The organism is Kitasatospora sp. NPDC001095 (assembly GCF_053598615.1).
On sequence record NZ_JBSFKQ010000002.1, the window covers coordinates 257,990 to 270,798 of the forward strand.

The 12,809-nt window shown below is 71.3% G+C and carries 13 protein-coding genes, 1 rRNA gene and 1 pseudogene; 11 read left to right on the forward strand and 4 right to left on the reverse strand.

All coding sequences use genetic code 11. The features are described 5' to 3' along the window. Positions 1–34: 34 nt before the first annotated feature. Positions 35–607, reverse strand: a complete 573-nt coding sequence (locus tag ACWDBB_RS03035) for a YceI family protein (protein WP_449787946.1) — start codon at positions 605–607, stop codon at positions 35–37. A 156-nt stretch (positions 608–763) separates the two neighbouring features. Here ACWDBB_RS03035 and ACWDBB_RS03040 point away from each other — a divergent pair, with 156 nt between their 5' ends. The 8 genes and pseudogenes from ACWDBB_RS03040 to aspS all read left to right on the forward strand — a co-directional run bounded on the left by ACWDBB_RS03040 (position 764) and on the right by aspS (position 6,564). Beyond that, positions 764–1,117, forward strand: coding sequence for a UBP-type zinc finger domain-containing protein (locus ACWDBB_RS03040; RefSeq protein WP_449787947.1), 354 nt, complete (start codon positions 764–766; stop codon positions 1,115–1,117). A 133-nt stretch (positions 1,118–1,250) separates the two neighbouring features. Continuing rightward, a complete protein-coding gene (locus ACWDBB_RS03045) occupies positions 1,251–1,820 on the forward strand; it encodes a hypothetical protein (RefSeq protein ID WP_449787948.1) in 570 nt (189 codons plus the stop codon). Positions 1,821–2,001: 181 nt separating this feature from the next. Continuing rightward, positions 2,002–2,190: pseudogene (locus tag ACWDBB_RS03050) on the forward strand (hypothetical protein); the annotation flags it as partial. Beyond that, positions 2,177–2,704, forward strand: coding sequence for a DUF6879 family protein (locus ACWDBB_RS03055; protein ID WP_449787949.1), 528 nt, complete (start codon positions 2,177–2,179; stop codon positions 2,702–2,704). The pseudogene ACWDBB_RS03050 and the gene ACWDBB_RS03055, both read left to right, overlap by 14 nt. Then, positions 2,701–3,492 carry a helix-turn-helix domain-containing protein gene (locus tag ACWDBB_RS03060; RefSeq protein ID WP_449788104.1) on the forward strand — a complete coding sequence of 264 codons (792 nt, stop codon included), beginning with the start codon at positions 2,701–2,703 and terminating at the stop codon, positions 3,490–3,492. Before ACWDBB_RS03055 ends, ACWDBB_RS03060 begins: the two co-directional genes overlap by 4 nt. A gap of 111 nt (positions 3,493–3,603) precedes the next feature. After that, positions 3,604–4,026, forward strand: coding sequence for a hypothetical protein (locus ACWDBB_RS03065; protein ID WP_449787950.1), 423 nt, complete (start codon positions 3,604–3,606; stop codon positions 4,024–4,026). Further along, positions 4,023–5,129, forward strand: a complete 1,107-nt coding sequence (locus tag ACWDBB_RS03070; RefSeq protein WP_449787951.1) for a methyltransferase domain-containing protein — start codon at positions 4,023–4,025, stop codon at positions 5,127–5,129. The genes ACWDBB_RS03065 and ACWDBB_RS03070 overlap by 4 nt, the downstream gene beginning before the upstream one ends. 127 nt (positions 5,130–5,256) lie before the next feature. Further along, entirely contained in the window at positions 5,257–6,564 is a 1,308-nt protein-coding gene (gene aspS, locus ACWDBB_RS03075) for an aspartate--tRNA(Asn) ligase (protein ID WP_449787952.1), read from the forward strand. Between the two features lie 98 nt (positions 6,565–6,662). Here the strand turns inward: aspS and ACWDBB_RS03080 are convergent, their stop codons facing one another. The 3 genes from ACWDBB_RS03080 to ACWDBB_RS03090 all read right to left on the reverse strand — a co-directional run bounded on the left by ACWDBB_RS03080 (position 6,663) and on the right by ACWDBB_RS03090 (position 8,952). Continuing rightward, complete coding sequence (locus tag ACWDBB_RS03080; protein WP_030246527.1) at positions 6,663–7,376, reverse strand: IclR family transcriptional regulator; 714 nt, start codon at positions 7,374–7,376, stop codon at positions 6,663–6,665. 232 nt (positions 7,377–7,608) lie between these two features. Then, positions 7,609–7,725: ribosomal RNA gene (rrf, locus tag ACWDBB_RS03085) — 5S ribosomal RNA — on the reverse strand. Positions 7,726–7,809: 84 nt separating this feature from the next. After that, a complete protein-coding gene (locus ACWDBB_RS03090; RefSeq protein WP_449787953.1) occupies positions 7,810–8,952 on the reverse strand; it encodes a nuclear transport factor 2 family protein in 1,143 nt (380 codons plus the stop codon). Between the two features lie 194 nt (positions 8,953–9,146). On the opposite strand from ACWDBB_RS03090, the gene sigJ reads away from it, so the two are divergent. The 3 genes from sigJ (at position 9,147) to ACWDBB_RS03105 (ending at position 12,633) form a co-directional block, all read left to right on the forward strand. Then, a complete protein-coding gene (gene sigJ / locus ACWDBB_RS03095; RefSeq protein ID WP_449787954.1) occupies positions 9,147–10,142 on the forward strand; it encodes an RNA polymerase sigma factor SigJ in 996 nt (331 codons plus the stop codon). Positions 10,143–10,333: 191 nt separating this feature from the next. Then, positions 10,334–11,122 (forward strand): response regulator transcription factor, encoded by a 789-nt coding sequence (locus tag ACWDBB_RS03100; RefSeq protein WP_392881539.1) that lies wholly within the window; start codon positions 10,334–10,336, stop codon positions 11,120–11,122. A gap of 11 nt (positions 11,123–11,133) precedes the next feature. After that, entirely contained in the window at positions 11,134–12,633 is a 1,500-nt protein-coding gene (locus ACWDBB_RS03105) for a sensor histidine kinase (RefSeq protein WP_449787955.1), read from the forward strand. Positions 12,634–12,809 lie beyond the last annotated feature (176 nt).

The following is a 12,809-nucleotide window of genomic DNA, read 5'->3' on the forward strand; positions in this document are numbered from 1 at the left end:
CTGCATCGGGGCGCCCGGCTTTCCCGTGGGGCGGTCAGGCGGCTCCGCCCTCGGTGTCCAGGACCGCCTCGACATCGACCTCGACGTCGACCATGTCGCCGACCACCACACCGCCCCGGTCCACCACGTCGTTCCAACTCACGCCGAAGTCCTGCCGGTTGATCCGGGTGGTCGCGGTGAAGCCGGCGCGCCGCCGCGGGCCCAGGTCGCGCCCGTCCTCCCACCACGGGGTGTCCCACTGCCCGAGGTACGTCACGTCGAAGGTGACCGGGCGGGTCACACCGCGGATGGTGAGCTCCCCCGTGACCTCGAAGCAGCTCGCGCTCACCTGGTGGACCTTCGACCCGACGAACGTCCAGGTCGGGTGGCGCTCGACGTCGAAGAAGTCGGCGCTGCGCAGGTGCGCGTCCCGCTCGGGCGCGCCCGTGTACACCTGGGTCGCGTCGATGGTCGCCTCGACCCGGGCCTTCTCCGGGGCGTCCGGATCGACCTCCAGGAAGCCCTGCACGTTCTTCAGCTGGCCCCGCACGTAGGTGACCATCATGTGCCGGGCGCGGAACTCCGCGCCGGTGTGGCTGGGCTCGAAGAACCATTTCGTGGTGGCCATGGCGACTCCGTGAGGTGGTGCCGGTTGATGCCGGTTGCCGGTGATGCCGGTGGTGCCCCGAGCCCCCTCAGCCAGCGTAGGACCACGCCGGACTGGCAGCACCACCACGGCGGGGCCACGCTGGTGGGGACGGACCGCCCAGCCGAGGAGGCAGGCATGACCGGCGACCCGATCCCCGGAATCGACCCCACCGCGGTGCCCAGCGGCGACGGCTGCGAGGAGTGCCTGGCCGACGACGGCTGGTGGTTCCACCTGCGCCGCTGCGCGGCCTGCGGCCACATCGGCTGCTGCGACTCCTCCCCCGCCCAGCACGCGACCAAGCACGCCCGCCAGGCCGGCCACCCCTTCCTGGTCAGCTTCGAGCCCGGCGAGGACTGGTTCTGGAACCTCGACACCGGCGCCTACTACGAAGGCCCGCCCCTGGCACCCCCGACCGCCCACCCCACCACCCAACCCACCCCGGGCCCCGCCGGCAGGGTCCCCGCCGACTGGCAGTCCCAGCTCCACTGACGCCCCGTGTCCGCGTTCGGAAGGCACCCGCGGTGCTCTCGATTTCCCTGAGAAGGAAATGGGCGAGGGCACGTGCTATCCGTTTTCGCGAGCGCCTTTTCAGGGGTGCTAATCCTCTGTGCGATGGTGCAGGATGAGCGAGAACCAAGCGACCAAGAAGAGCGGCCTGTCAGGGAAGATAGGATGGCTGGCCGGAATCGTGGCGGCGATCGCGGCGGCCCTGACCCTCTATTTCACGCTGTGGCCGAAACCGCCTTCGATCGGTGAATGGACGTCAAAGGCTACAAGTGTGTGCAACGTGGACGCCAGAGACGTCAACAAGGACCTGAGAAGTACGCAGGAAGCGATCGCAGTGGTGGCTCAGGACGCCCAAACGGGATCGGTCCCGCAAGGCGATTTCAACAACCTCACAGACGCGGTCAACTCCCTTGCGGGGGACCAGCAGAAGCTCGTGGGCGACCTCCAGGCGATACCTCGCCCGGGAAGTGACAAGTCGAATGTGGATGCGATCATCAATGCGCAGGCGGCTGGCTCGCAGAGCGTTTACAAGGCCTCTGCGGACCTCGGCTCCGCCAATGTGGCCGATCTGGACAGCGTGATTCTGGCGGTTGCGGCAGCGAATTCCGACCTCGGCGGCGCCGTTTCCCACTGGCAGGACGCCCAGCAGGCCGCCGGCCGGCTCGGCGTCAGCTGTTCCGTTTGACCCGGCCGAGGGCGGGGCTTCCGCTCTGTGAACTGGCCGCCGGCGCGTCCGTGTGGCGCTACGTTTTCCAGCAGGTGTTCGAAGCTGGCCCAGTTTCCAGAACCGGCAACGTGAACGTCTTGCCCGCACCGGGCTCACTTCGGGAGCATCGTCCGGAGACCGGAACGAGCAAGGAGGCACTGTGAAGCTGACCCGGCTCGCAGGTTCCTGCGACGAGGGCGAGTGCCCGACCCTGTACCTCACGGATCGCGGCACCATCGCCGTCCAGGGCGAGCACATGACTGAACACGGTCTCCGGATCCCGGCGCATGAGTCCGTGGTCGAGATTCCTGTCGAACTCATTCGAAAGGCCGTCCGTGACAACCTCATCCAGGCCCCTCGGGGACTGGTTCTCGGCGTTCGAGCGGGAGGCCTTCCGGCTGGAAACGCTCGACGACTACAGCCAGTCCGGTGGAGTCGACGCCTATCGTGCCTTCCTCGCGGGCGAGGAGCAGCCGGACGACTACAGGAACGCCGGGTGGGTCGGGACGGTGGCCGCAGCCGCGAAGGCCGGGAAGCGCATGTACCGGGTGCACATCCTCTCGCGGCCGCTCACGGACTACCTCCGGTTCGAACTCGCCTGGGGATACCACCGCAACATGGCGGCCGGCGAGGAGTTCTTCATCCTCGACACCACCGGTCGGGAGAACCCGCTTCCCGAGGCCCCGGACTTCTGGCTCTTCGACGACGAGACCGCCGTCTCGATGGCCTACGACGAGAACGGCAAGTACCTCGGCGCCGAGTTCCTCGAAGGAAGTCGGGCAGCCGACTTCAAGGCGTACCGGGACACCGCGATGGCACATGCGGTGCCCTTCTCGGAATGGTGGGCCGAGCACAGCGAGTGAACAGAACCCAGCTCGGGGCGGCGCTGCGGGAACTTCGGCAGGCTTCCGGCAAGGAAGCGAAAGCCGTGGCCCGCAGTGCCGTCATGTCTCCCAGCAAGCTCAGCAAGATCGAGACCGGCAAGGTATCGCCCACTGTCGTGGACGTGGAGCGCATCCTCACGGCCATAGGAGTGCCCGAGGAGGTCAAGGCCGAGTACATGGCCGGCGCACGGGCACAGGCCACAGAAGCAACGGCCTGGCGGCTGATCCGACGCCTCGGCCACCATCGCAAACAGCAGCCTACGGCCCGACGCAGCCGTCCGGCGAGATGGACGCGCCGGACGACCCGGGAAGCAGCAACGACTGACATGCCGACCGCCGATGCCGTCCTCGTGTTGACGGGGACGTTCGATCCCACTGCCGACCTCGTGATCGAGGAGCTGAACCGGCGTGGAACTCCCGTCTTCCGGACGGACACGGCGTTCCCGTCGAGGCTGGCCGTGGCGGCCGGCCTCGACGGGACGGGGGCCGGCTGGGCCGGGACGCTGACCACCGATCGGCGCACGCTCGACCTCTCGGCGGTTCGGTCGGTCTACTACCGCCGGCCCACGGCACCGGAGTTCCCGGAAGAGATGCCTGTTGAGGCCCGCAGTGTGGCCGCCGCCGAGGCGCGCCGAGGGTTCGGGGGCCTGCTGTCGGCGCTGCCCTGCCGGTGGCTGCCGCCACCGGGCCGAGCGGCCGACGCCGAGTCAAGCCGTTCCAGCTCCGGGTGGCGGCCGAGTCAGGGCTCCGGGTCCCGCGAACGATGATCACCAACAGCCCGGAAGCCGCAAGGGAGTTCGCGAAGAGCATCGGGGCTCCCGTGATCTACAAGCCCTTCACCCCCCGTCCGCGGGACCGTCGGCGGCCGGTCGGTTGCCGTGTACGCGAGCGTGCTGCAAGAGGATGAGGTCGAGCATCCGTCGATCTCCACCACGGCACATCTGTTCCAGGAATGGATTCCCAAAGCTCACGAAGTGCGCCTCACGGCCGTGGGAGGACGGCTGTTTGCCGCCGAGATCCACGCGAACTCCGAAGCAGCAGAGGTGGATTGGCGCAGCGACTACGACAGCCTGACGTACCGGGTGTGCGATCCGCCGCCCGAGGTGGCGAAGGCGGTCCTCCGGATGCTCGGCAAGCTGGAACTCCCTTACGGGGCCTTCGACTTCGTCGTGTCCACCTCGGGGGACTGGACCTTCCTGGAGGTGAACCCCAACGGGCAGTACGGGTTCGTCGAGCAGGCGACCGGTCTGCCCATCACTGCCGCCATCTGCGACTACCTGGAAGGGACCGACCTGGCATGACGACGACCACCCGCTACGGCGAAGACCAACTCCTGCGAGCGCGCATCGCGTTGGCCTCGGAGGTCGAGCGCGGGAACGCCGTGCTGACCTCGCGGGTGGTCGAGGCGTTCCTGAACGTGCCCCGGCATCCGTTCGTGCCGGTGTTCTACCGCGAGGAATCCGGCGTCCACCGGCCGTGGCGGGACGACGAGGCCTGGTTGCGGGAGGTGTACGCGGACCGGGTGCTGGTCACCGAGGTCGACGGCGTGCACGCGGAGAACGCCGGGCCGGAGGGTGTGAGTGGGCCGGCGACCTCCTCGTCCACGCTGCCGAGCCTGATGGCCGACATGCTCGACGCGCTGGACGTCCGGCCCGGGGACCGGGTGTTGGAGATCGGTACCGGCACCGGCTACAACGCCGCTCTGCTCTGCCACCTCGCCGGTGCGGCGCACGTCACCACCATCGATCGCACCGAGCAACTGGTGGCCACCGCTCGAACCCGGCTGCGCGAGGCCGGGTTCGAGCCCACCGTGGTCCAAGCCGACGGGGCCGACGGGTACCTGGCCGCCGCGCCGTACGACCGGATCATCGCCACCTGCGCCGTCCGCCGCATCCCCCGCAGCTGGCTGGACCAGTGCGCGCCCGGGGGCCTCATCGTCGCCCCGGTCGGCGGCGCGGTGGCCAGGCTGACCAAGCTGCCGGACGGCCGTGCGGTCGGGCGCTTCCTGCACCGTCCGGTCGGCTTCATGCCGTTGCGCGACGGAACGGACGCCGCGCGGACGGGGCCCGGGCCGCAGGCGAACAGCAGGGCCACGGAGACCGACTCGCATGTCCTGGACGACCCGGGGTTCGCGTTCTGGGCCGATCTCCACCTCGGCCCCACCGTCGTCCGCGACGGCCATGCCCTGCGCGACAGTGCGGACGGCTCGACCGCCCACGGGCAGGGCCGGACGGTCGTTCTCGGCGGCCCCCGGGACCTCTGGCGGACGGTCGAGGCCGCCCACCGGACCTGGCTCGACCGGAACCGGCCCCGCCGGGAGTGGTTCACCGTCGAGGCCGGGCCGGAGGGCCAGTTCGTCGGCTACACGGCGCCCGACGGCACGCGGAGCAGGTGGGATCTCTGACACACGGGGGAAAACGGGGCGACTCGTACGGGCTTGATCCCCTACGGTGATCTCGCCCAGGGCGGCCGTTTACCGCCCGTCGACGTGGCGCGACCAACGCGCCCGCAAACCCAGGGAGTTCCCTGTCATGACGCGCACCCTTGTCGCCGAGCTGCCCGAGCACCTCCAGGAGACGGTCACCGTCTACGGGTGGGTCAACACGCTCCGGCTCCAGCGGCGCATCCAGTTCGTGCTGGTCCGGGACCACACCGGGCTCGTGCAGGTCACCCACCTCCGTGGTGGGGAGGGCGACGCCGTCGAGGCGGCCTTCGAGGGCGTGACGGTCGAGTCCGCCGTGAAGATCACCGGGAAGGTGGTCGCCAACCCGCAGGTGAAGCTGGGCGGCCTGGAGATCGTTCCGTCCCGGGTGGAGATCGTCTCGCCGGCCGAGCCGAAGCTGCCGATCGACGAGAAGACCGGCATCGACCAGCGCCTGGACTGGCGGTTCCTCGACATCCGGCGCCCCTCCCAGCACCTGGTCTTCGACGTCCAGACCACCGTCGAGCGCGCGATGCGCGAGGTGACGGCTGAGGAGGGGTTCACCGAGCTGCACACGCCCAAGCTGATGGGGACGGCCTCCGAGTCGGGCGCCGAGGTATTCGAGGTGGGCTACTTCGGCCGGACCGCCTACCTGGCCCAGTCCCCGCAGTTCTACAAGCAGATGGCCATCGCCGGCGGCATCGACAAGGTCTTCGAGATCGGGCCGGTGTTCCGCGCCGAGCCGTCGTTCACCTCGCGGCACGCCACCGAGTTCACCGGGGTCGACGCCGAGATCGCCTGGATCGACGGGGTCGAGGACGTGATGGCCTTCGAGGAGCGGATGCTGCACCGCGTCCTCGCCGCCGTGGCCGAGCGGCACGGCTCGGCGATCGCCGAGCACTTCGGCACCCCGGTGACGGTTCCCGAACTGCCGTTCCCCCGGATCACGATGGCCGACGCGCTGGCCCGGCTCCGCGCCACCGGCTGGGACCCGGAGGGCGTCAAGGACGACCTCGACCCCGAGGGCGAGCGCAGGCTGTGCGCCCTGATCGCCGAGGAGACCGGGCACGAGTTCGTCTTCGTCACCCGCTTCCCGGCCGCCGTGCGGCCGTTCTACCACCTGCGGCCGGAGGACGACCCGACCGTCACGGAGTCCTTCGACCTGCTGTGGAAGGGCGTGGAGATCACCACCGGCGCCCAGCGCGAGCACCGGTACGACCGCCTCGTCGCCCAGGCCGGGGAGAAGGGCATGGACACCGCGCCGCTCTCCGGGTACCTCGACTGCTTCCGCTACGGGACTCCGCCGCACGGCGGTTTCGGGCTCGGACTCGGCCGGCTGCTGATGCTCGCCCTCGGCCTGCCGTCGATCCGCGAGGCGACTTTCCTCTTCCGGGGCCCGCACCGCCTCGAACCGTAGGAGGAACGGACGGCCGAGAAGACGGAAAGGGCCGCGTGCGAGGAGATCGGATCCTCGGACGCGGCCCTTTCCGTCGTGCTCCGTCAAGCCGGGTTCCGTCAGCTGCGGCGGAGGGCCTCGGTGAGCCGGTTGGCGGCTTCGATGATGGCCTGGGCGTGCAGCCGGCCCGGGTGGCGGGTCAGTCGCTCGATGGGGCCGGAGACGGAGACGGCGGCCACCACGCGGTTGGAGGGCCCGCGGACGGGGGCGGAGACGGACGCGACGCCCGGCTCGCGTTCCCCGATGGACTGGGCCCAGCCGCGGCGGCGGACGCCGCTGAGTGCGGTGGCGGTGAAGCGGGCGCCCTGGAGGCCTCGGTGGAGGCGCTCGGGTTCTTCCCAGGCGAGGAGGACCTGGGCGGCGGAGCCGGCCTTCATCGGCAGGGTGCTGCCGACGGGGACGGTGTCGCGCAGGCCGGAGAGTCGTTCGGCCGCGGCGACGCAGATGCGCATCTCGCCTTGGCGGCGGTAGAGCTGCGCGCTTTCTCCGGTGACGTCGCGCAGGTGGGTGAGGACGGGGCCCGCGGTGGCGAGCAGTCGGTCCTCGCCGGCGGCGGCGGAGAGTTCGGACAGGCGGGGGCCGAGGATGAACCGGCCCTGCATGTCACGGGTGACCAGGCGGTGGTGTTCGAGTGCGACGGCGAGTCTGTGGGCGGTGGGGCGCGCCAGACCGGTGGCGGCGACCAGCCCCGCCAGCGTGGCGGGGCCCGACTCCAGTGCGCTGAGCACCAGAGCGGCCTTGTCGAGAACGCCGACGCCGCTAGTGTTGTCCATACCATGATATTGCAGTCTCAGTTGGCGAGACGCAAGTCTGTTTCGATGTTCGCCATCCTCTCAGATCCCCGCAAAGCGGCTCTTCCGGGACCCGACGTCTCACATGCCGGATGCGCCGGAGCGTGCGCCGCGGCGCGCGGGGCAGCGGGAAAGCGAAATGGCGGAGGAAGTGCCGGGAAATGAAAAAGCCCCTGCCGTGTCTCTGTCGGACACGGCAGGGGCCGTAAGAAGAATTCGGCGGCGTCCTACTCTCCCACAGGGTCCCCCCTGCAGTACCATCGGCGCTGTAAGGCTTAGCTTCCGGGTTCGGAATGTGACCGGGCGTTTCCCTCACGCTATGACCACCGAAATGATCGGGCCGGGCAATTGCTCGAAAGCACTGCCTTCGCCTCGACGCAAATCATAGCAGGGGGGAACGGAGGGATTCCGCCCCTCAGAAGCCGACGGCCTCGCGCAGCAGCAGCACGGTCCCCGGGGTGAGCCGGGCCGGGGCGTTGAGCACCAGGAGCTGGTTCACGGCGCTCGGCCCGCCGTACGCGGCGCGGGCGCGGTCGGACTCCAGCGGGAGGACGTGGTGCTCCAGGCGGCGCAGGGCGGCGGGGAGGTCCGGGACGACCTTCTGGGCCCCGACGACCCAGATCGCCCGCCCGGCGCCACCGGCGTAGCCGGGCAGCTGGCTGCCGGTGGCCGAGGCGACGACCAGCGCGCCGGTCTCGGTGACGGCGGCGACGCTGCCGAGCGCGACATCGGGAGTGGCGACCGTCCGGCGGATGTCGTCGCCCTCGGTGGCCCGGTCCATGGCCAGCGCGCGGGGCTTCACGGCCCGGTAGCGGTCGCCGCCGTTGACGTCCTCCTCGATGCCGGAGAGCCGGAGGGTCTCGCTGGCCCCGGTGAAGACGGCGGCGCCGGCCGGGATCAGCTCCGCGACCCGGGTGCGCGCGGCGGCGGCGTCGTCCAGCAGCTCGACGGTGAAGCCGTTCGCCGCCAGCGCGGCGGCCGCCCGCTCCAGGCGGTCGGCGGGTGCCGGGTCGGTGTACGCCGGGTCGGTGTGCGTCGGGTCGATGTGCGCGGCCGGACGGGTCGGGCCGGGCGCCGAACCGGTCGAGTCGGTCGAACCGGCCGAGTCGGCCGGGCCGGACGAGTCCGGTGCCGAGCCGGTCAGCGGGCTGCGGTCCAGGTACCGGGTCTCGTAGACCCGCTCGGTGAACCGCCAGCCGTCCGCCGTACGCCGGTAACGGTCGTGGTAGACGGCGTAGTTGAGCCCCTGGAAGCCGTTCTTCAGACGGGCGATCTCATGCATGTGGGCGCGGCCGGTCGCGGTGTCGCCGTCGATCCGGATCGCGCCCGGGTGGGTGTTCTGGATGAAGAAGTCCCACTGCTCCTGGAGCTTCTCGCCGCCGACGCGGATCTGCTCCGGGCCGGTCAGCTCGACGGGGACGTCGGGCATCCGCAGCACGCCGTCCGGGGTGAACAGCGCGGCGAGGCGGGCGCGGTCGCGCATCATCACCGCGTCGGTGAACTCGGCCTGCAGGGCCGTGATCTCGACGCGGTCGGCGATCGCCTGGAAGTCGTTCATCGGGTTCTCCGTTCCGCGTGACCGGTGCGTCCGTGCGACCGGTGCGACGGGTACGACAGGACAGCCGCTCGGATTGTGAGGTGGCGGGGAAAGGGCGTGGGGGAGGTGTCACATTCCGGGCCGCCGCCCTGTCATAAGGGGAGCGGGGAACCGTCGAGTCGAACGAGTCGAACGAGGCGAAGGGGTGGGACACGGTGCGGGAAGCAGAGGGCGGCACCACGACCGGGCCGGGCCCGGGCGCGATCCTGGGCGAGCAGCGCCGGCTGACCAACCTGGCGTACCGGATGCTCGGTTCACTGGCCGACGCCGAGGACGTGGTGCAGGAGACCTACGCCCGCTGGTACGCGCTGCCCAGGCGCGAGCGGGAGGCGATCGTCTCGCCCGGCGGCTGGCTGACCACGGTGGCCAGCCGGGTCTGCCTCAACCTGCTCGGCTCGGCCCGGGTGCGGCGGGAGCGCTACGTGGGCGAGTGGATCCCCGAGCCGCTGCCGGACAGCCGGGAGTGGACGGATCCCGCCGGCGGCCCGGGGACGGATCCGGCGGACCGGATCACCCTGGACGAGTCGGTCAGCATGGCGTTCCTGGTGGTCCTGGAGGCCATGACTCCGGCCGAGCGCGTCGCCTTCGTCCTCCACGACGTCTTCCGCTACCCCTTCGCCGAGGTGGCCGCGATCGTCGGCCGAACCCCGGCGGCCTGCCGTCAGCTGGCCACCTCCGCCCGCCGCCGGATCCGGGCCGGGCGGGCCCCGGCGGCGCCGACGGGCGCGCAGGCCGGCGTCGTCCGGGAGTTCAAGCGGGCCTGGGAGGCGAAGGACCTCAGGTCGCTGATGGGCGTCCTGGACCCGGAGGCCACCGTGATCGCCGACGGTGGCGGTCTGGTCGGTGCGCTGCCGCACCCGCTGACCGGGCGGGAGCGGATCGCCGCCGCCCACCTGGACTCCGACCGCTTCGCGCCCGGGATCACGCTGCTGGAGTGCACCGTCAACGGCGGGCCCGGCCTGGTCGCCCAGGTGGACGGCGTCACCGTCACGGTGTTCGCGTTCCGGATCGCCGAGGGGCTGATCACCCACATCTGGGCGGTGCGCAACCCGGAGAAGCTCCGGCCCTGGACGGAGGGGCGTTCGCGCAGGAGCGGGCTGCGGCCGAGCGCGAGCGGGCTGGGGCCGAGCGGGAGCGGGGCGCAGAAGTGAGGCGCGTCATGCCCGGCACGCGCCCGCTGGGCGTGTTCACGCCCGTACGCACACCACCGAGCCCACCCCTGCGCGCCTCTCGCCCAAAAACCGACCGATAAGGTGTTAATCCAACATTCATCCATGCCGCATAGCCTCCGGGGGCTAGCCTCATGCTGAACGTCATCGTCCGACCGGGAGGCGAAAGCCCCGTGCAAGGCACTGTCACCACACCAGGCGGCTCCACGGTGGCCGGGGGCCAGGGCGAAGCGTTCCTGCTCGTCGTGGACGACGAGCCCAACATCCGCGAACTGCTCTCCGCCTCGCTGCGCTTCTCCGGCTTCCGCGTCGCCTCCGCCGCCAGCGGCACCGAGGCGCTGGAACTGGTCGCCGCCGAGCGCCCCGACCTGGTCGTCCTCGACGTGATGCTCCCCGACCTCGACGGCTTCACCGTCGTCGAGAAGCTGCGCGAGCGCACCAGCCGCGGACAGATAGCCGGACCGGCCCACGGGCACCCCGGCGACCACCTGCCGGTGCTCTTCCTCACCGCCAAGGACGGCGTCGGCGACAAGGTGCAGGGCCTGGCCGCCGGTGCGGACGACTACGTCACCAAGCCGTTCAGCCTGGAGGAGCTGATCGCCCGGATCCGCGCCATCCTGCGCCGGGCCGGCGGGCCCGCCGAGGACGGCCGGCTGGTCGTCGCCGACCTCAGCCTCGACCCGATCGCCCACGAGGTCACCCGGGGCGGCACCCCCGTCTCGCTCTCCCCGACCGAGTTCAAGCTGCTGCACTACCTGATGGCCAACGTCGGCCGGGTGGTCTCCAAGTCGCAGATCCTCGACCACGTCTGGGCCTACGACTTCGGCGGGGACCTCTCCATCGTCGAGTCGTACATCTCCTACCTGCGCCGCAAGCTCGACTCCGGCCCGGCGCACGGCCCCAAGCTGATCCACACCGTGCGCGGCATCGGCTACGCCCTGCGCCGCCCCCCGCAGGGCTGACCGGCCCGCCCGTGCTCGCCCGGTTCTCCTCCCGGCTGTCGCTGCGCGCCCGGCTGCTGGTGCTGGCGCTCGCGCTGGTCACCACCGGGCTCGTGGTCAGCGACACCTTCGTGCTCGGCACCGTACGGAGCCAGCTGGTGCAGCAGCTGGACGAGCAGCTCCAGCGGTACGGGCCGCCGCTCTCCCGCAAGCCACCGGGCCAGCTGACCGCGCCGGCCGCCGGAAAGCCAGCCGTCGCCGGCCGGCGGGTCAGCCTGCCCAGCCAGTACCTGGTGCAGTACCTCTCCTCGGACGGCAAGGTCCAGGCGCTGATGCGCCAGCCCGTCTCGGACAGCGACCCGGCGCCCCAGCTGGCCGGGCTGGACCCGGCCAGGACCGCCCCCGACGTCCCCTTCGACCTGCCCGACCAGCGCGGCCACCACCGCTGGCGGGTGCTGGTGCTGCCGCTCCAGCCGCCCCGCGGGCAGGCCGCCGCCCCCAGCGCGTACGCCGCGCCGGCGGTCACCCCGACGCACGTCATGGTGGCCGTCTCCCGCGAGGACATCGACGCCACCCTCGACAAGCTGAACACCTCCTTCCTGGCCATCGGCGGCGGCGTCCTGGTGCTGATCGCCGCGCTCGGCTTCTTCGCGGTGCGGGCCGGACTGCGGCCGCTGCGCCGGATCGAGGAGGGCGCCGAACGGATCGCGGCCGGCGAGCTGTCGCACCGGATGCCGGAGCTCTCCCCGGGCACCGAGGTCGGCCGGCTGGCGATCGCGCTCAACGGGATGCTCACCCAGATCGAGGCGGCCTTCGCGGCCCGCGCCGAATCCGAGGCCCGGATGCGGCGCTTCGTCGCGGACGCCTCGCACGAGCTGCGCACCCCGCTGGCCGGGATCCGCGGCTTCGCCGAGCTCTACCGGATGGGCGCGCTGCCCACCGAGGCCGACGTCAAGCGGACCATGACCCGGATCGAGAGCGAGGCCGACCGGATGGGCGCCCTGGTCGAGGACCTGCTGGTGCTCGCCCGGCTGGACGAGGAGCGCCCGCTCGACCTCGCCCCGATGGACCTGCGCACCCTCGCCGCCGACGCGCTGCACGACCTCACCGCCCTCGACCCCAGCCGCCCGGTCGCGCTCACCGGCCCGGCCGGCACCGGCGCACCCGGCGCCGCGCCCGTCATCGGTGACGAGGCGCGGCTGCGGCAGGTGGTCACCAACCTGGTCGGCAACGCGGTCAAGCACACCCCGGCCGGCACCCCGGTCCGGATCGGGGTGGGCGCGGGCCCCGGCGGCATCTGCCTGCTGGAGGTCGCGGACTCCGGGCCTGGCCTCACCGAGGAGCAGGCCCAGCGGGTCTTCGACCGCTTCTTCCGGGTCGACCCCTCCCGCAGCCGCGACAACGGCGGCGGCGCCGGCCTCGGCCTCGCCATCGCCACCGCCCTCACCCGCGCCCACGGCGGCACCCTCACCCTGCACACCGCCCCGGGGGAGGGCGCCACCTTCCGCGTCGAACTCCCCCGCCAGCGCTGACCGGATTTCCTTCCGTTCCGCCCGAATCCCGGGAATCCGGGCGGAACGGACGCGTAGCCGGCCTCGGTTTTGTCGACTCGTCAATTCTCCCGAGAACCGGGAAGGTTCGGTGCCCGATCATTGCCGGAATCCGGCATGGAGCGTCAAGAATGCGCATGCCTAAGATCGGCGCTGCC